Here is a 15,281-nt window from a genome sequence, read left to right as displayed (position 1 = left end):
CTCGCAAATTCAATCAAAACGACATTTATGGCAACCCCGAGAGACTATGGTTTTATGCGTCGCGCCCTGGAGCTGGCGGAGATGGCCGCGGAGCGCGGCGAGGTGCCGGTGGGCGCGGTGGTGGTGGCGGATGGAAAAATCATCGGAGAGGGCAGCAACCGCCCGATCGGCAACTGCGATCCCAGCGCCCACGCGGAGATTGTCGCCCTGCGCCGGGCGGCGGAGGCGGTGCGGAATTACCGCCTGCCGCAGTCTACCCTGTATGTGACCATTGAGCCGTGCACCATGTGCTTTGGCGCCATGGTGCACGCGCGCGTCGGCCGCCTGGTATACGGTGCAAGCGAACCCCGCGCCGGCGCCGTCGAGAGCCGCCTGCGTCTGAGTGAGGAGAATTTCTTCAACCACAGGATAGCGGTGGAAGGCGGTGTCCTGGCGGAGGAGGCCGGTGCTCTCGTGCGGGAGTTTTTCCAGGGACGTCGCTGAAATGCTGATCGCCTTTCTTATCAACAGCCTGCTCGTGGCGGCGACGGTGGTGATTCACCACGAGGCCCTGAACGGCCTGTTCCGAATCGGCAAGAAGCTGTCGGTCAGGCGCAATATGGCCATACTGATCGGTATCTTCGGCGCGCTGCTGGCGCACATCGCCGAGATCTGGCTGTTCGCGCACGGCTATTTCTTTATGGCGAACTCCCCCTATTTCGGCACCCTGGAGGGGAACTTCGACGGCAGCCTGATCGACTGCGCCTACTTCTCCTTCACCACTTATACGTCCCTCGGTTTCGGCGATATAGAGCCCATGGGTCACCTGCGCTTTACCGCAGGCCTGGAGGCGCTGACCGGCCTGGTGATGATCACCTGGACCGCCTCCTTTATGTTCCTGAAGATGCAGAGATACTGGCGGGAGTGACGGCCGCACCCGGCCCGGGTATTGCAGCGCGGCCGCTTGGACCACTAGGGAACCTCTGAATAATTCCGCAATGTCTCTGCGGGGCTTTCAGAGCGATTCACACTCTGCGTTGCGACTTCTTGAAAGGTCTAGACATTCCTGCGAAGCCGCGCCTTGATTGTGAACCGCTCTGAAAGTCAGAGACATCACGGACTTATTCAGAGGTTCCCTAGAGTTTCATCCTGGCGGTGCGCCCGATGCGCTTTTGTGGTTTTTGCGCCGGGTAGAACTCCCGCGCGTGGCGCCGGAGGTAGTAGTGGCGCCCCAGGCTGCGCCACAGTTTTCCCAGCGGATGCAGCCAGTAGAGCCAGGTTGCGACCCGGTCATTGGCCACATTGGATTTCTCGATACTCGAGACGTGTTCAGTCTCCCACAGCAGGTGCGGCTCCACCCCGTAGAGCCGCAGATCGAATTGCCAGAAGTGGTCGAACAGCTTGTCGATGGGTTCGAAGATACGGCTGCCGTGGTCGAGCACCTTCTTCATGCCGGCGCGGTTGATCAGGTAGCCCTGGGCGCCGCACCAGCCGCGTTCCGGCCTTACCAACTGGTAGGCACCGCCCGCCAGCGGCTTCACTTCCTTGCGCTTGCGCACCTTGAGTCCCATAAGGCGAACCATTTCCACGTCCGCCGGCAGCTGTTCCAGCTCGGCCAGTACGCGGCCGAAATCCGCTTCCAGGCGCACGTCGTCCTCGAGAATGCAAACCCGCTCCAGCCCGGACTCGTAGGCGCGCCGTATCGCGCGCAGGTGCGCCAGGTAGCAGCCGATCTCGGAGCTTTTCATTTCGCACAGGTGGCGCCAGCGGGTGGTGCCGTTGGCGACCCTCTCCCCGGCCTCCAGCGCCGGCATGCCGGAGCGCCCGTCGACACCTTCCACCGCGCGCGCCGGCAGGCGCTGCTTTTTCAGTGTGGAAAGCAGCGTCTGCGCCCGCTGACCCTGGGCTTCCAGCGTGATCACCCAGCAGGGGGTGGTGGCGATATAGGGTGCCAGCTGCTGCGGGGGCCGCCTGAGAGTGGGGCGCTCGCGCTGGCGCAGGTCCTTGCCGTGAGGTAGGCCAGGGGGCTGGGGGCGGCGCGCCCGCTCGGGAGTCACCGCCATCGCCTGGTGTCCCGCGCCGGCGAGGACGGTTTCGGGCGCGCGGCCGTCGAACCGGACTGCGAACCGCCCCAGTGGAAATTTCAGGATGGCGCCGAATCCGCGGCGCTTGGGGAGCTTCACAGCCGTCCCCCGGCCGGAGTTCTGTTGCGGCCGAAGGCGGCCGGGAAAACGGGAGCTTGCCTGTGAAGCATCGCGATCACCTTTCTCTGCAACACCGTCGCCGGTGGCGGCGGCGAATCCAGCGGCTGCTACTGCGGTCCGTGATCGAGCAACGTCCGGCCTATGGCCGGGCTTCCCTGCCTCCAAATCTGGATGTTAATAACTGACTGTTTGGTCTACCGATCTCTGGAAGGCGGTCAGATGCCAGCGGCGGGGCACTGTCGCTCCAATGTCCGCTTTCCAGAGCTCGCGTTTTGCGTCTTTGTTTAGGCGCAAAATTCTACCTTGTGCGCGGAGACCAATACTGGAAATGGTTCAATTTTTGGGAACGGGGGCGCTATAAAAACGGGCGCTTGCGGAAGGGCGGCGATGCGGCATTTGGTCGCGCCATCGACCCTGCTAGAATGGAGCGTTTATTCCTGAGCGCCTATCCATGGGGCGGGCGGTTCGAGAGGCATAGGAAGTGATGAAGTCGGATCTGGTCCGGATGGCGCTGATTCTCGGGCTGCTCAGTTGCGTGGGCCCTTTCGCAATCGATATGTACCTGCCGGCGCTGCCGTCGATCGCCGAGAGTCTCGGCGCACCGGTGGAGGCCGCCCAGTACACGTTGATGTCTTTCTTCATCGCCTTCGGCGTCTGCCAGTTGTTCTACGGCCCCGCCTCGGATATGTTCGGGCGCAAGCCGCCGCTCTATTTCGGCCTGGTGCTCTTCGCGCTGGCGTCCATCGGCTGCGCCCTCGCGCCCAGTATCGAGTGGCTGATCGCGCTGCGCTTCGCACAGGGCGTTGGCGCCGCGTCGGTGATGTCGATACCGCGGGCGGTGATCCGCGACCGCTACACCGGCACCGAGGCCACCCGCCTGATGACCACGGTGATGCTGGTGATCTCCATCTCGCCGATGCTGGCGCCGCTTGCGGGCAGCGCACTGATAGAGCCCTTCGGCTGGCCCTCGGTGTTTATCGCCGTGGCCCTGGCGACCGTCGCCAGCCTGATGCTGACCTGGTTCGGACTGCCGGAGACGCTCAAGCCGGCGGACCGGGTGCCGTTCGAGTTCGGCGCCATGCGCGGTGCCTTCGCTACCCTGCTGCGGGATCCCGGCTATATGGGCCTGACCCTGATCGGCGGCCTGGGCATGTCGAGCTTCTTCGCCTTCCTGTCCACGGCGTCCTTCCTCTATACCGGTCACTACGGTCTGACGCCGACCCAGTTCAGCCTCGCCTTCGCGCTGAACGCGCTGGGCTTCTTCACCTCCAGCCAGTTCGCCGCCAATCTCGGCGAGCGTTTCGGCTCGGTGGCGGTGGTTAAGTGGGCCGTGGCCGGCTTCGCTACCAGCGCGTCGCTGATGTGCGCGCTCTTCGCCGCGGGTTTTGACGACTTCGCCCTGCTGGTGGGGATGCTGATAGTGACCAACGCCTGCCTCGGGCTGGTCATCCCGACGGCGATGGTGCTGTCCCTGGAAGAACACGGCCCCATCGCCGGCACCGCCGCCGCGCTGGGCGGCGCGCTGCAGATGCTGCTCGGCGCCGTGGCGATAGTGATCGTAAGCCTGGTATTCGACGGCACGCCGCTGCCGCTGGTGGCGACGATTACGGTTTGTGCGCTGGTGGCGCTGGGGCTGTCGATCCTGACTCTGCGCGGTGCCGTCCAGGCGGCAGTGCAGTCATCGGTAGAGCGCTGATTCGCAATAGAGTTTTGGCCGCTCGGAGCAGGCGCGATTGCGATATTTTTTAGGGGCGGCGGTGCGGCATTGGTCGCGCTTATTAGGGCGGGTATTTCGAAACAAAAGCCCGCAGATGCGGGCTTTTTAGACTGGTAGCAGAGGCCGGACTAACCAAAAAGCCTAGGCTTTTTTGTTTGGTACCAGAGGCCGGACTCGAACCGGCACGCTATCGCTAGCGGGGGATTTTGAATCCGTCGCAACCATGTCACATTGCCCGTAAGTTATTGAGTTAATTATGCTTACGCACCGGAAAGTGTGCCACATTCGTGCCACTGTGCCAAGTAGTTGACACTCCGACACTATCTGTGACATCCAGCAGGCCGGTCAGGTGCTCCAGACTGCTGTCAGCAAGGTGCGCGTAGCGCTCGGTCACGTTGACAGTGCTGTGCCCCAGCCACTCCCGAACCTCATGCAGCTTTGCTCCGCGCTGGACCAGCCGGCTGGCGCAGGTGTGGCGCATGGTGTGCAGGGTGACGCCCTTGAGGCCGGCCGCTGCGACCACTCGCCGCCAGCGGTGGTCGATCTGGGACGTGTTGAGCATGGACCCCAGCCGGTTCGCCATCGAAAGGGTCTTGGCGGCCTCGTATGCGCGGGCGGTGAGGGGTACCCGGCGGTGCTTCGGTTTCTCGACCCGGGACTTGGTGTCGAGGAATAGCACGCTGCGCTCGTTGACGTGTTCAGGGTGGATTTTCAGGGCCTCGCCCAGTCGCGCCCCAGTGTCGATCAGGAATATCAGCAGGGCGCGCATCAGGCGGGCGTCGCGCTCGACCAGGACATCGCAGCGGGCCAGTAGGCGCACCTCCTCGTCCTCGGTCAGCCAGCGGGTGCGCTTGTTGTTCTCTGGCTGCAGAGGGATGGGTGGGACGGCTTGCATCTTGCCGCGCTTGCAAGCCTCGTTGAGCGCCTTAGATATGCAGGCCAGCCGGCGGTTGATAGTGGCGGGTTTCAGGTCTTGCTTGCGCATAACCTCGACGTAGTCCGCCAGCAGCTCGTAGGTTAGGTCTTTCAGCAGGTAGTGGCCGATCGCCTCGGACACCAGCTTCACGACCGAGACCTTGGACTTCCAGCTTTTCTGGTACTGCCAGATGCGCGAGTAGCAGTCTTCCAGTGCCTTTGCCAGAGTCCACTCGTCGGAGCGTGGGTCGGTACCCGTCAGCAGCGCTTGGGCGCGGCGCTCGGCTTCGTCGCGGTCCCGGGTGCCGAGACTCTTGCGCTTGCGCCGGCCAAGGCCGTCTTTGTAGTCCAGCACATAGATGCCATTTCGTTTGGTGAGTTTCATCTCCCGGTTTCCTCCTAGATTACCTAGATGTGGATGTGGAGTGACGAGCCCCCTAGCGGCGGCTCTGATAGTGATAGGTAGGGGATGGTAGGTGCTGTTAAGGGCGACAGGGCCAAACTCGCAGTCGGGCCTTCTGTTCAGCTCTCAGTATCTGCGCTCGGCGATTTGCGAGCGCGCTAGGCGTTTGGGTGTGAACGGGTGAATACCGACCCAAAGCCTCTCCTGATTATTCTGTAGTATCCTGCTTTGCGTTTTACCGCGAGTTTGGACCTCGATGGTCAGGCCGCAGCCTCCGTGATGGCCTCCATAACCTTCAGCCCCTTCCTGCTCAGCATCACGAGCTTCCGTCGGCGGTCATTGGGATCAACATGGCTCTCAAGGAGTCCCAGGCCGCTCCGGCCGTCCCTGCCGAACTCTCCCAGGCTGGCCACCGCCCGGCTGACGCCAGAGGTGGACAGGCCCAGGGCCTTGGCGATCTCGCGACTGTCGGCGGGGTCGTCATAGGCGTCCTTTTGGGCTACATAAAGCAGCACCTTAATTTGATGAAGGCTGATGTCCCCGTGACCGGTCTCGCTGCCTATGGTCTCCATCAGTCGCATTATTCGGTCTAACCGCTTGCGTTGGGTGGAGTTCATTCTTTCTCTCCAATGATAGTTCTAGGTGCAGGTACGGGACGCCTAGTACCACTGTGTCAAACGTCCCGCTATGTGCATTATGCTCCTGATACCGCTCAAAGTAAAAGAGCGGTACCCCCTTTCTGAACTCAAAATATATGTCCATGGGTTCACTCTCTTGTTAGTGTTGCCGCCAAAAGGGGGCGGCCCCCTGCCGCCGCGCCGTATCGCGGCGGTGCTGGAGCGTAGTCACCCGCCCGGTGTAGCCGCTTGGCGGCGACCGGCTGGGGGGAGGGTTCCCCTATAGAGCCCCTCCCGAAGTTGGGTCTGCTGGCTGTCTTTTCATGGCTGGGAATGTGTGAAAAGTGACAGCCATATAACAGTAACTTTTATTCTTATTTTAAATTGCGACTTGTCAATACTCTCAGTTGGTCATCTAAATTCTATGCCCAATATCTCGGGTTGTAGATATTGTCGAGCAGTTCATTCAGGTCGAAGCCCATGGGGATTCCTCCTTAAATTTCAAGTGGTCAATATCAAGGCGACCCGCGAGCGCCTATCCTCAGCGCGGCGTCCGGCCCGCCTGCAGCATGGTGTCAGCAATGAATCCAGCGGGTTCGGACTCCAGGCTGCCCAGGGCGGCTCGCCAGTACGCCTCTTGGCGGTTGCTGATCTGGCCCGCCTCATACAATGCGGTGAGGTAGCCGTGGGCGTAGCACAGGTTGCGTTCGCTCGGTGAGCGGGCGGCGCCGGTCAGAACTCGGGTCAGCCGCTTCGGAGCGGTTTGCCACTGAGCTTGGAATTCACGTTCTAGGCTCATGGTCAGTTCCTCATTCACAGTAGGATTGGTGGCAGTGGTGGCAGCCGGTGATTTGAGCGGTCGGCCACTCGTCGCGATAGTCGTTGATGAGATCGGCCCCGCAGTACAGACAGCGGCCTTGGTCGGGCGCGAAATCCCAGCCGCCGAAGTGCTGGCGGCGTTGGTCGATCAGCCGCTGGCGCTCCCCGGCGGTCAGTGGTAGCGGTTGCAGTTGCTCGGCGGCGCTCATGCTTACACCTCCCGCGAGCCTGGATGTTGGACCGCTAACGGGTTTCTGAATGTGACCTTCCAAAGGCCGCTGGGCGTCTTGGACAGCGCGCCCTGGCCGCCATAGGCGCGGACCCTCGAAGGGTGATTAGCTACTGTTTCAGCCGCCTCGCGGGTTTGATAGATGAACACTGCGCGGTCGCCGTAAAAACCTATTTCGCTAAGCAGTGCGTCAGCCTCTTTAAGTCTCATATCGCTTGCTCCTTTTCGGTGGATGGTTCACGGTGCCCACTCGCGGGAATGGACACTGTGAACCACCCGGGAAAGTCCCGAGTGGTCAGTAATATGGGCGTAATAACGCCAGACTCAGTTCTTGGTTATTTGGAAGGAGCCGACGCGGTTGCCGTTATAGTCTCGCAGCACGCCCGAACCCTCGCCCTGTTCAATTTTCTTTGCGGCCTCCCGCAGGAGGCGCGCCAGTTCCTCGCGCGGGGTCTCGGTGATCGCAGCGCCGGATGAGTTGATAAGTAATTGCAGTCTCATAGTGTGCCAATGCCCTTACTACTAAACGCTATGGAAGACGTGACCGTTGTACTGGCAGTAGCCGTCATAGCTAAGCGCGCGGCCAGCAGCGTCCCAGTCGATGAAATTGGAGAGCCATGAGTTTTCGTTAAGCTCGCCTGTGTCCTTCGCCAGTTCGTAGGCGTAGTTACCGAGTGCTCGGTCGTCACTTGTGCCGTCCCCATCGTAATAACCGCAGTAGGCGTCTTCGATACTGTCCAGTGGTACACCACACTCAAGCGCTGCCTCTACCACGTCCTCGCCGTGCTCGTTGACTGCCTCGATGTAATCCCAGTATTCCGGGTCCAGGTCGAATGTGCAGATATATTTCTCAGGCACTTCGTCAACTTCAGCAACGATCCACTCCTCGAAGGTGAAGTCCGGGTATTCTTCCCCGTAGGTCTCTTTGAGTTCGTCGAGTTGCTCTTTGATTGCTTGTCTGTAGTCGCTGTGATCGGTGCAGTTGTCCAGATCGACAGTGAAGTCCAGCAGTAAGCCGGAGTTGTAAGCGCTCAATTCGTAAAAGGTTATTTGGGCCATTGGCATCTCTCCGCTAGTTGGTTTCAATCAGGTAGCCTGCAGTCAGCAGCGCCAGCAGTAAGGCGGAAAAAATTAGGTAGGCGGTCACAGTTCAAACTCCCAGAACTCGAACTACCGGACGGCTCAGAATCCAGCCGCCTACGATGCAAAGGGCAAGTATTCCCATCATGGCAAAACTCCCGGTAAGTCAACTATTTGGGTAAGGTTTCGGTCGGCTTCAGACCTCATCAGTACCAGTGCCTTCTGGTAGACCTTATGCCCTTACCGGGTGACTAGGCCGGTAGGGCAACCCGGTTGTGAGCCGGGCAGGTAGTCCAGATTGTTAAAGAGCAGTTGGCGCTTAGGGCCGGTGTCGCTGTGGACGTGGTCTAGTAAAATAAATTCGTCCCGGTTTGGCAAGTATTTTTTAAGGTAAAAGTGAAAAAATCCGCCACTTTCTTGAAAAGTCTAGATAAATCAATAACTTAGAAATCAAAAAATTTACAAAAATTATCCCGATAGGGCACTGATTGCCTCCGGGCAGGTAATTTGTCCGGGGTCGGCAGGGTATCGGGCAGGGCGCCAGCAGGCCCCCGGAAAGGCCCCCGGCAGCGCCTATAACGGCCGGCAGGCCGGCGGATAGGTAGCGGCAGGGTAGCAGACAGAAAGGCCAGCAGAGGGCAGGACAGGCAGTCCAGCAGGGCAGCAGGCAGGGCACGGCAAGGTAGCGGGCAGGGTAGCGGGTAGGTAGCGGGTAGGTAGCGGGTAGGGTGGCGGCTAGGGAACTGCTAGGCAACTGCTAGGGCACGGCAGGGCAGGAACAAAAAAACAGATAGGCGGACAGGCGAGCGGCTGCAGCGGGCAGGGCACCGGCAGGCCCCAGCAGCGCCCCCAGCAGCACGCCGGCAGGCTCACGGATAGCGAGCTTTTGGATACTCAATCCGACGGAGCCTTAGTAACGGCGCGGTCTGGCGGGCATAGTGTGCCGTTATGTGTGACGTGGGCGCCAAGGGAGGGGAGGCACCCGGCCCGCGCCGCGCCCCTGGACACCCCCCTACGGGGGACTGCGGGGACGGTGTGCGTGAACTCGGTGCCTCGGATTTTTGCAGTAGAACTTTTGGCCCTTCTTCCACGCGGAAACGGGGCGCGAAGTGATTTGAATGTTACGCGATGTTGCCTTCTACGATGGCCGGCGTCCCGATATAGGTAACATACAAATAGGTTGCATTGGCAAAATGCTGCGTCGCGGTGGAGACTTGGACGCCTAGAATTGCATTGGCTTCGCTTGGGGCGGTATCCATGAATGAATCAAGAATCTCTTGATATTCATTCCTTCTTCTCTCTAAGAGCCCCCTTATTATCCCTTTGTCAGAAATTTCTACCGTCCCCGTCCTTTGGATCATGCCGAAGACTTCTTTAACGACGAGCCCTTCTGGAAGGTTGTCTGTAGTAAATAGAACTTTGTTCACAGGCGATCTCTCCTCTCGTTGTTAGGTAATTTTATCTCATCGTTGCCGCGGGGCGGTCATACTGTCCACACCCGCGAGATCGGGATGGAATAAGACACCAATGAGTCCGGCATCTTCGACTGCCTGCTTAAACTGCTCGGTACAGAAGGCGCTGGCATATGCGGTCGCTTCGCAGCGGAAGACCCTAGTGTGGGTTGGCAGCTTCTCTTCGATGAGTTCCAGGCTGAGCACCTCACCGAACTCGTTGTGGGCCGTGGCTTCGTCATTCACAGCCCAGAACTTTTCCGCGATGGTGAGCGGGTTGAATATATATCCCGTGCCGCCGTCGTAGGTTACGGGCAGAAACTCCCCGTCCTGCTGAAGGTCTGCGCCCAGCAGATCGTATGCCTTCTCATTGAAAAACAAGCGGCCGTTGCGCATTGCCAAGTCGGGGACGACCTCGTGCTTCGTTTCCCTCCCGTGTTGCTCGAAGTCTATGCGCAGTGGCTCTTTCCAGACGTCAGAGTAGGGCACAGGGGAGCGATCGATATGGAATGGATATTCCTGTCCGATCTTATCCAGAACTTCTGCGGCCGGTATTTCAAAGTGGCAGTAGCTGTGGTCGTTAAATATCCTGTGTATCGTCATGTTGCCGGGGCGTCACTTCCATTGTGAGGTATGGGCACTCTTAGTGGGTGGTAGACGGGGTGCCCCCAAAGGCGTTCGCGAGGTCAGGCTGGAAGTGAACTCCGGTTAGTTTGGCATCTTCGACGGCCTGCTTAAACTGGTCGGTACAGTAAATCCGCAAATAGTCATCGGAAGTTGACCGGAATACCTTGGTGCCTGCCGGCAGATTCTCTTCTATGAACCCTATGCTTTGGACTTCGTTAAACTCGTTAAATGTGGTGATTTTTTCGTCCCGGGCATCGTACTCTTCCGCCACTATCAGAGGGTTAAAGAGATACCCCGTCCCGCCCTCATAGGCCACTGGCAGGAACTCGCCGTCTTGCTCCAAGGCGGCGCCGAGCGTCTTGTGAGCCCTCTCGCTGAAAAATATGTATCCCGTGCAGATGGATAGGTCCGGGACAGTCTGATGTGTGGGATTGTCTTCCGGCCCAAAGTCCAGAAAAAGCGGTTCTTTCCAGACCCTGGAATAAGGTACTGGATTCCTCTTTATATGAATTGGGTACTCGCGACCAAGCTTTTCCATTACCTCAAGATGCGGGATCGAGAAGATAAAGTAGTCGTTGTCTCTGAGTATCTGGTGAATAGTCATTCTACTTGGCGCGCTCATTCCATGATGTGAGAAGGCAAGGTGCCAGATTGCAGGCGGTGCTCGACAAACCTGAGTTCCTGCACCAGTTGATGATCTTCGGTAATTCTGTTCAAGGAGATTATCTCATACAGCCACTCGTAATATGCCCCTCTATGTATCCGGCTGTGGGGCACTGCTTTCCGAAGCCAATCTGGCATTAACCCCAAAGCCTTGGTGTGTCTGGGAAGCCAACAACCGTTGATTGGGTCGTCAATTCTGCGTCTGAACCAAGCAAGGACTGCTCGTAACGGGGCGGCGTCTCTATGTGAGCCAGATATGATTGCATGGGCATCGCAGAGTTCGTGAGGTCGCGGGTCTCCGGCCGCCGTCATATGCCTAGCCAAGCGTCTGGAATTGTGCTTTTCCTCGAGAAGCTCTTTGTCTGTCATGGTGGCGGCTCGGGAGCGGTATTTGTCGAGACTCTTCTCGAGCCGAGCAATCATACGCACTCTATTCAGGTCCGCCTTGGTGGGTTTTTCAATGGACGCGAAATCGGCGATAGCGCGGTCTACGCGGTCCATTTCGTGGAATTTTTTTGATGATAAGGGGCGGCGGGGCACGGCAGGTTCCTCCTCTTGCTGCGTCTTCCTATGACGGCCCCGATATTACCCAGAGCTGTGGATTAGGGCAACGGATTGTCCGGGCCTAGATCGTCAATCTGAGAGCCAATTCAAGAAGGGGGTTGGGGGAGATGGTACCCGGGGCCGGACTCGAACCGGCAAGGTGTTGCCACCGGTGGATTTTGAATCCACTGCGTCTACCAATTTCGCCACCCGGGCAGGGTAGGAGAGGGCGCGTAGATTACCCAGAAATGAGCACGCAGTCCAGCCCATAGCTGAGCCTATATCTTGGCATCTCAGGAGGGGATGTGTCCCCCCTCACCCTTGCCGCCCCTAGCCCCCACTGGCAGCCCTCGTGGGGCCTACCTCCAAGGTCACTGTCAGTTCCACTGCCAGTTCTACCTATAGATAACTATAAGGGGGAGCTTCGCTCCCCCGAGGGGTGCCGGTTAATACCACCGACGCCTCTGGGGGCGACCTGACAGTGCCCTGCATGCCTTCTGGTGCTTCATCAGCTCGCGCTCCAGCAGGCGTTCCTTGTGCCGCGTCTCGGCCTTTTCCACGTCCCTGGCCACGCTCTGGGTGAAGTGGCCTACGGCCTCGGCCAAGACATCGAGCCGGTCGTCATGCCGGAGGCTGCCGCGCTCCCGGGTGATGTAGGCCATCTGGAAGAAGCCGTTGTAGTGCCGAGCGGCATCGCCCACGTCCTCGGTGGGGATGTCGTTCAGCTGGTTCTCCACGATCCGCTTGTCGAAGATCAGGCGGTGCTGGTTCATCACCGGTTCCAGCTTGTCAATGATCCTCGCCTCCTTCTGGCCGGTGACCTTGTACTCCTCAAGGGTACACGGGTAGGTGGCGTTCAGGATGGGGGAGAACAGGGCATTGAACATTCCGTCGCCGTAGTTGCTCTCGACATGGATCGCGTTGACCTGCTCCTCCCGGGCGATGGTGGCCAGGGTCCGAAGGGTAGCCTCGTCGTAGCCTCCCATAAGGCCGCCCCAGCGGCGCACGAACAGAAGGCCGTGGAGGGACTTCAAGACGACGAAGGCTGTCTCGTCCATGCCCCGACCGGCGGGGTCGATAAACATCACGCTGCCCTCGTACTCGGTGAACTCCTCAGAGACGTGCATGGGGGCAAAGTAGCGATCGCCGTCCATGCCTACGTTGGGTAGCCCCTCGATCAGCTGCTTGGGGCCGGACGCCCAGACCACTTTGGTGGGGGCTACCTCTCGGTCCACGTCCATGACGATAAGGTCGCGGAGCTTCAAGGGGAATTTGTTGCCGTCCGACAGGGTGGTGTCGAGCATGAACTGCAGGGCGAAGCCGGAGCGGCCATATTCGGCTTCACGCTCCTGCAGGTCTTCCTCGGTGAACCGTGCGGGGTCTACCGGCTTGCCGACCAGGGAACTGTCAGCTGCGAGACGGGCGATCACCTGCGGCGCGAGCCGGCCCCTGTACCGCTCGACGGCTGCCTTGTCAGGGTATCTCGCGGGCCAGACCCGGATGACATAGCCGCGCTCCTCGAAGCCGTTGTAGATGGTCTGGATGGACTGGGGCGTGCCCAGGCCGATGGAGTGGCCCCCGGGCACCAGGATCGCACCGCCCATCTCGCGGGCGCGCAGGTCCAGCTTCTCGCGTTTACCTTCGGTGTCGGAGTTGTTGGGGATTTCAATATCGTCGAAGACCACGATGGTGGCGCGGCCGCCGGTCATCTGGCCGCCGACACCGACTGCCCGCACGGAGGGGGCCTGGGCGGGTTTGGCTGGGCCGACATCGAAGGCCAGCACGGAGTCGCGCTGCCCGTCCTTTTGGCCAGGTTCCAGCCAGCTCAGCAGGTCGATCGTGGAGATCAGCTGCTTGGTGAAGGTGGCGAACTCGATCGCCTTATACTCGGACGCCGAGACCACCATGATCTTCTCGTCCGGGTTGCGCATCAGGCACCAGATCACGAACGCTGCGGTGATCCACGACTTGCCGATGCCCCGGAAGGCCATCACGATGCGGCGCTTGGGGCCGTGCTGTAGAAATTCCGCGATCTCGTACTGGGCCTGTGTCGGCTCCGGCAGGCCAAGCTGCTTCCATAGCCACCACAGGAAAACGCGGAAGTCATCGTGCATTTTCTTGTGGGCTTCAGTCTGTACCCAGGCCGGGCACTTAGACTTGGGCATGGATGACTCCTCGGGATGGTTGCCAGGCTGCACCATTCGCACGCTGGCAGCGTTTCTCGGGCGGGCCTGTAGGGTTGAGTGGGAAAAGAAAAGCGGCGCCGAGAGGGGCGCGCAGGAGGGAAGTCGGAGCGGTTATTTAATTGTCGAAACTACCTGGGACAGGGCGCCGCCCATCGCGTCCACAAAGCGTTCGTCCCGGCTCAACTTAGAGTGCCCGGTGAGGTCGAGCACGGCGTGCATGACTTCGTGCCAGAGGGTGTGCTTCACGAACGACGGCGGGGTGCTGCTATCGATCCAGATGGTCAGGTCTTTTTCAGACCACAGACCGTAGGCCCCATGCTCCTCAATGAGGCCCGGCTGGTCCTTGATAGTTATGGTGTGGTTCAGGAGCTGGAAGCTCTTGGGGAGGGGCTTGCGGCGGGCCATGTGTACCTCATCAGAATTGGCCGTGAACCACGTTATCGAACTCGGGCAGCTCCTCGGTGAGTAGATCAGTCGGGTCGCCGGGAGTCACTGCGCGGTCCACTCCGTTGTCTTTCAAGAACTTGTTGATCTGCGCAAAGAGCGCGGGTGGGATAGGCTCGTTCTCATTCTTGTAGCGGCGAAGCTCATCGAGCAGGGCCTGCGCTTGCATGCCGTGTAACTGGTCGAGAAGCTCGTCGGTGGCTCGGCTCATGGCTACTCCTCACGCTCGCTTTCTTTTACCACCCAGTCGAGACGTTCGTTCAGCACGTCGATGCGGCGGTTGGTTTCGTTCAGGGTGTCAATTAGCAGCTCGGTCTTGTCCTGGCGCTGCTCAAGGATGGCGATCTTCGCATCCTGCACACCGTTGGTGTGCCAGGACTTGAGGACGGCCGTGCCGCCCCCGATGAGAGAGGCGGCCAGTACCGTCGCTGCCACCTTGTCAAACAGGGGCGACAACATCGGTTACTCCTTACTTCTGACGCTGAGCGACGCGACTCCGGGCGCCGCCGGCACCACAAGTTCCGGGAGTCTCGTCTTTGCTCTTGATTTTGCGGTACAGGAAGACAGCAAAGCCGGCGAGCAATGCGCCCGCGATAAAGTAGTCCATAAGGGTCTCCTTACTGTTCAATGAAGAGTTCGATGGTGTTATTGACGGCAGCCTGAATGGCGCCGTCAGTCGCGCCCTGAATAGTTTCCACAGTGGCGTCTTTGTTCTGAGCAAGCAGCGCCCAGATCATTTGGCGGGCCGTGGAGTCCGGCTCGCGCAGGGCCTGTGCAGCCCATCGCTTGCGGCGATCGTGGTACGGGGTCTCCGCAGGTTCGTCGTTGATTGCCTGGGCTGCGACAGCCACAGCAACGGCGATGCGGTCTAGGAGAGTGGCGTCTGTAGAGAGGCCGTGAAGTTCTGAGTAAGTAGCCATAAATCCTCTTTCGTATTAGAGAAAGCCAGCTTCGGCTTCCAAGAACACAGAGCCGGTGGCTATTACCGGGCCAGTACCCTGCCGAATTTCAACGGTGAGATTGCAACTCCTAACGGCGCCGCCGCTGGAGATGCTCCAAGAGCGGTTTGAGCTGAGGGAAAGCCAACTGCCGAGGGAGCCTGTCGGCGTGCTACCTGAAGTTTTGGTAACGCGAACTTGGTATTGAGAACCAATGCCTGTAGTAGTTGGCTGATACCACTCGTCATTGCTAACGGTGTCGACACCGCTGCCGCTCTGAATGGTCCCCGTCGTGCCGTTGGAGTACAGGGTGAACCCGGCCTGTGCAATACCGCTCGCTCTTACCGCCGAGACGGCACCGCTTGGCGCAGAAACGGTAGAAGCCGTCCACACTTCTCGCCAGGAGCCGCCGACTTTAATCCAGACAGACTTCACGGCCCTCCAAGACCCCCCTGTGCGGATGTGC

The 15,281-nt window shown here is 59.7% G+C and carries 21 protein-coding genes and 1 tRNA gene; 3 read left to right on the top strand and 19 right to left on the bottom strand.

Annotation, left to right across the window (positions count from 1 at the left end; translation table 11 throughout):
- Positions 1-27 precede the first annotated feature (27 nt).
- Together tadA and ACXAF3_RS04535 are read left to right on the top strand one after the other, a co-directional pair.
- Positions 28-483 carry a tRNA adenosine(34) deaminase TadA gene (gene tadA / locus ACXAF3_RS04540; RefSeq protein ID WP_475111100.1) on the top strand — a complete coding sequence of 152 codons (456 nt, stop codon included), beginning with the start codon at positions 28-30 and terminating at the stop codon, positions 481-483.
- A 1-nt stretch (position 484) separates the two neighbouring features.
- On the top strand, positions 485-907 hold the full coding sequence (locus tag ACXAF3_RS04535; protein WP_475111099.1) for an ion channel: 423 nt from the start codon (positions 485-487) through the stop codon (positions 905-907).
- Positions 908-1,115: 208 nt separating this feature from the next.
- Here the strand turns inward: ACXAF3_RS04535 and ACXAF3_RS04530 are convergent, their stop codons facing one another.
- Positions 1,116-2,162 (bottom strand): glycosyltransferase family 25 protein, encoded by a 1,047-nt coding sequence (locus ACXAF3_RS04530; protein WP_475111098.1) that lies wholly within the window; start codon positions 2,160-2,162, stop codon positions 1,116-1,118.
- A gap of 505 nt (positions 2,163-2,667) precedes the next feature.
- Between ACXAF3_RS04530 and ACXAF3_RS04525 the strand changes: the two genes are divergently transcribed.
- Entirely contained in the window at positions 2,668-3,879 is a 1,212-nt protein-coding gene (locus ACXAF3_RS04525; protein WP_475111097.1) for a multidrug effflux MFS transporter, read from the top strand.
- 271 nt (positions 3,880-4,150) lie between these two features.
- Here the strand turns inward: ACXAF3_RS04525 and ACXAF3_RS04520 are convergent, their stop codons facing one another.
- The 18 genes from ACXAF3_RS04520 to ACXAF3_RS04435 all read right to left on the bottom strand — a co-directional run bounded on the left by ACXAF3_RS04520 (position 4,151) and on the right by ACXAF3_RS04435 (position 14,797).
- Positions 4,151-5,200, bottom strand: coding sequence for a tyrosine-type recombinase/integrase (locus ACXAF3_RS04520; protein ID WP_475111096.1), 1,050 nt, complete (start codon positions 5,198-5,200; stop codon positions 4,151-4,153).
- A 278-nt stretch (positions 5,201-5,478) separates the two neighbouring features.
- Positions 5,479-5,835 carry a MarR family winged helix-turn-helix transcriptional regulator gene (locus ACXAF3_RS04515; protein ID WP_475111095.1) on the bottom strand — a complete coding sequence of 119 codons (357 nt, stop codon included), beginning with the start codon at positions 5,833-5,835 and terminating at the stop codon, positions 5,479-5,481.
- A 541-nt stretch (positions 5,836-6,376) separates the two neighbouring features.
- On the bottom strand, positions 6,377-6,634 hold the full coding sequence (locus ACXAF3_RS04510; RefSeq protein ID WP_475111094.1) for a hypothetical protein: 258 nt from the start codon (positions 6,632-6,634) through the stop codon (positions 6,377-6,379).
- Positions 6,635-6,644: 10 nt separating this feature from the next.
- Positions 6,645-6,863 (bottom strand): hypothetical protein, encoded by a 219-nt coding sequence (locus ACXAF3_RS04505; RefSeq protein ID WP_475111093.1) that lies wholly within the window; start codon positions 6,861-6,863, stop codon positions 6,645-6,647.
- 2 nt (positions 6,864-6,865) lie between these two features.
- Positions 6,866-7,093 (bottom strand): hypothetical protein, encoded by a 228-nt coding sequence (locus tag ACXAF3_RS04500; protein WP_475111092.1) that lies wholly within the window; start codon positions 7,091-7,093, stop codon positions 6,866-6,868.
- Between the two features lie 114 nt (positions 7,094-7,207).
- Positions 7,208-7,384, bottom strand: coding sequence for a hypothetical protein (locus tag ACXAF3_RS04495; RefSeq protein ID WP_475111091.1), 177 nt, complete (start codon positions 7,382-7,384; stop codon positions 7,208-7,210).
- Between the two features lie 21 nt (positions 7,385-7,405).
- Entirely contained in the window at positions 7,406-7,942 is a 537-nt protein-coding gene (locus ACXAF3_RS04490; protein WP_475111090.1) for an antirestriction protein ArdA, read from the bottom strand.
- A gap of 1,142 nt (positions 7,943-9,084) precedes the next feature.
- On the bottom strand, positions 9,085-9,390 hold the full coding sequence (locus ACXAF3_RS04485) for a hypothetical protein (RefSeq protein WP_475111089.1): 306 nt from the start codon (positions 9,388-9,390) through the stop codon (positions 9,085-9,087).
- Positions 9,391-9,426: 36 nt separating this feature from the next.
- Positions 9,427-10,017 carry a hypothetical protein gene (locus ACXAF3_RS04480; protein WP_475111088.1) on the bottom strand — a complete coding sequence of 197 codons (591 nt, stop codon included), beginning with the start codon at positions 10,015-10,017 and terminating at the stop codon, positions 9,427-9,429.
- A 40-nt stretch (positions 10,018-10,057) separates the two neighbouring features.
- Positions 10,058-10,645, bottom strand: coding sequence for an imm11 family protein (locus ACXAF3_RS04475; protein ID WP_475111087.1), 588 nt, complete (start codon positions 10,643-10,645; stop codon positions 10,058-10,060).
- A gap of 14 nt (positions 10,646-10,659) precedes the next feature.
- Entirely contained in the window at positions 10,660-11,016 is a 357-nt protein-coding gene (locus ACXAF3_RS04470) for an AHH domain-containing protein (RefSeq protein WP_475111200.1), read from the bottom strand.
- 360 nt (positions 11,017-11,376) lie between these two features.
- Positions 11,377-11,463: transfer RNA gene (locus tag ACXAF3_RS04465), tRNA-Leu, on the bottom strand.
- A 230-nt stretch (positions 11,464-11,693) separates the two neighbouring features.
- Positions 11,694-13,412 carry a phage terminase large subunit gene (gene terL, locus ACXAF3_RS04460; protein ID WP_475111086.1) on the bottom strand — a complete coding sequence of 573 codons (1,719 nt, stop codon included), beginning with the start codon at positions 13,410-13,412 and terminating at the stop codon, positions 11,694-11,696.
- Between the two features lie 132 nt (positions 13,413-13,544).
- Positions 13,545-13,838, bottom strand: coding sequence for a hypothetical protein (locus tag ACXAF3_RS04455; protein WP_475111085.1), 294 nt, complete (start codon positions 13,836-13,838; stop codon positions 13,545-13,547).
- 10 nt (positions 13,839-13,848) lie between these two features.
- Positions 13,849-14,088, bottom strand: a complete 240-nt coding sequence (locus ACXAF3_RS04450; protein ID WP_475111084.1) for a hypothetical protein — start codon at positions 14,086-14,088, stop codon at positions 13,849-13,851.
- A gap of 2 nt (positions 14,089-14,090) precedes the next feature.
- Positions 14,091-14,336 (bottom strand): hypothetical protein, encoded by a 246-nt coding sequence (locus tag ACXAF3_RS04445; protein ID WP_475111083.1) that lies wholly within the window; start codon positions 14,334-14,336, stop codon positions 14,091-14,093.
- A gap of 10 nt (positions 14,337-14,346) precedes the next feature.
- Entirely contained in the window at positions 14,347-14,484 is a 138-nt protein-coding gene (locus ACXAF3_RS04440; RefSeq protein WP_475111082.1) for a hypothetical protein, read from the bottom strand.
- A 10-nt stretch (positions 14,485-14,494) separates the two neighbouring features.
- Positions 14,495-14,797: a hypothetical protein gene (locus ACXAF3_RS04435; protein WP_475111081.1), complete on the bottom strand. Its 303-nt coding sequence runs from the start codon at positions 14,795-14,797 to the stop codon at positions 14,495-14,497.
- Positions 14,798-15,281: the final 484 nt, after the last annotated feature.

Source organism: Microbulbifer sp. ABF4_143, from assembly GCF_056160225.1.
This window is presented reverse-complemented; position numbering and strand designations above follow the sequence as displayed.

What these genes read in the sequence shown, in the direction of transcription:
- ACXAF3_RS04510 (WP_475111094.1), bottom strand. Translation starts at nt 6,634, where the DNA reads ATGAGCCTAGAACGTGAATTCCAAGCTCAGTGGCAAACCGCTCCGAAG.
- ACXAF3_RS04535 (WP_475111099.1), top strand. Translation starts at nt 485, where the DNA reads ATGCTGATCGCCTTTCTTATCAACAGCCTGCTCGTGGCGGCGACGGTG.
- ACXAF3_RS04490 (WP_475111090.1), bottom strand. Translation starts at nt 7,942, where the DNA reads ATGGCCCAAATAACCTTTTACGAATTGAGCGCTTACAACTCCGGCTTA.
- ACXAF3_RS04450 (WP_475111084.1), bottom strand. Translation starts at nt 14,088, where the DNA reads ATGAGCCGAGCCACCGACGAGCTTCTCGACCAGTTACACGGCATGCAA.
- ACXAF3_RS04500 (WP_475111092.1), bottom strand. Translation starts at nt 7,093, where the DNA reads ATGAGACTTAAAGAGGCTGACGCACTGCTTAGCGAAATAGGTTTTTAC.
- ACXAF3_RS04455 (WP_475111085.1), bottom strand. Translation starts at nt 13,838, where the DNA reads ATGGCCCGCCGCAAGCCCCTCCCCAAGAGCTTCCAGCTCCTGAACCAC.
- tadA (WP_475111100.1), top strand. Translation starts at nt 28, where the DNA reads ATGGCAACCCCGAGAGACTATGGTTTTATGCGTCGCGCCCTGGAGCTG.
- ACXAF3_RS04435 (WP_475111081.1), bottom strand. Translation starts at nt 14,797, where the DNA reads ATGGCTACTTACTCAGAACTTCACGGCCTCTCTACAGACGCCACTCTC.
- terL (WP_475111086.1), bottom strand. Translation starts at nt 13,412, where the DNA reads ATGCCCAAGTCTAAGTGCCCGGCCTGGGTACAGACTGAAGCCCACAAG.
- ACXAF3_RS04440 (WP_475111082.1), bottom strand. Translation starts at nt 14,484, where the DNA reads ATGGACTACTTTATCGCGGGCGCATTGCTCGCCGGCTTTGCTGTCTTC.
- ACXAF3_RS04475 (WP_475111087.1), bottom strand. Translation starts at nt 10,645, where the DNA reads ATGACTATTCACCAGATACTCAGAGACAACGACTACTTTATCTTCTCG.
- ACXAF3_RS04495 (WP_475111091.1), bottom strand. Translation starts at nt 7,384, where the DNA reads ATGAGACTGCAATTACTTATCAACTCATCCGGCGCTGCGATCACCGAG.
- ACXAF3_RS04525 (WP_475111097.1), top strand. Translation starts at nt 2,668, where the DNA reads ATGAAGTCGGATCTGGTCCGGATGGCGCTGATTCTCGGGCTGCTCAGT.
- ACXAF3_RS04480 (WP_475111088.1), bottom strand. Translation starts at nt 10,017, where the DNA reads ATGACGATACACAGGATATTTAACGACCACAGCTACTGCCACTTTGAA.
- ACXAF3_RS04445 (WP_475111083.1), bottom strand. Translation starts at nt 14,336, where the DNA reads ATGTTGTCGCCCCTGTTTGACAAGGTGGCAGCGACGGTACTGGCCGCC.
- ACXAF3_RS04515 (WP_475111095.1), bottom strand. Translation starts at nt 5,835, where the DNA reads ATGAACTCCACCCAACGCAAGCGGTTAGACCGAATAATGCGACTGATG.
- ACXAF3_RS04470 (WP_475111200.1), bottom strand. Translation starts at nt 11,016, where the DNA reads ATGACGGCGGCCGGAGACCCGCGACCTCACGAACTCTGCGATGCCCAT.
- ACXAF3_RS04520 (WP_475111096.1), bottom strand. Translation starts at nt 5,200, where the DNA reads ATGAAACTCACCAAACGAAATGGCATCTATGTGCTGGACTACAAAGAC.
- ACXAF3_RS04505 (WP_475111093.1), bottom strand. Translation starts at nt 6,863, where the DNA reads ATGAGCGCCGCCGAGCAACTGCAACCGCTACCACTGACCGCCGGGGAG.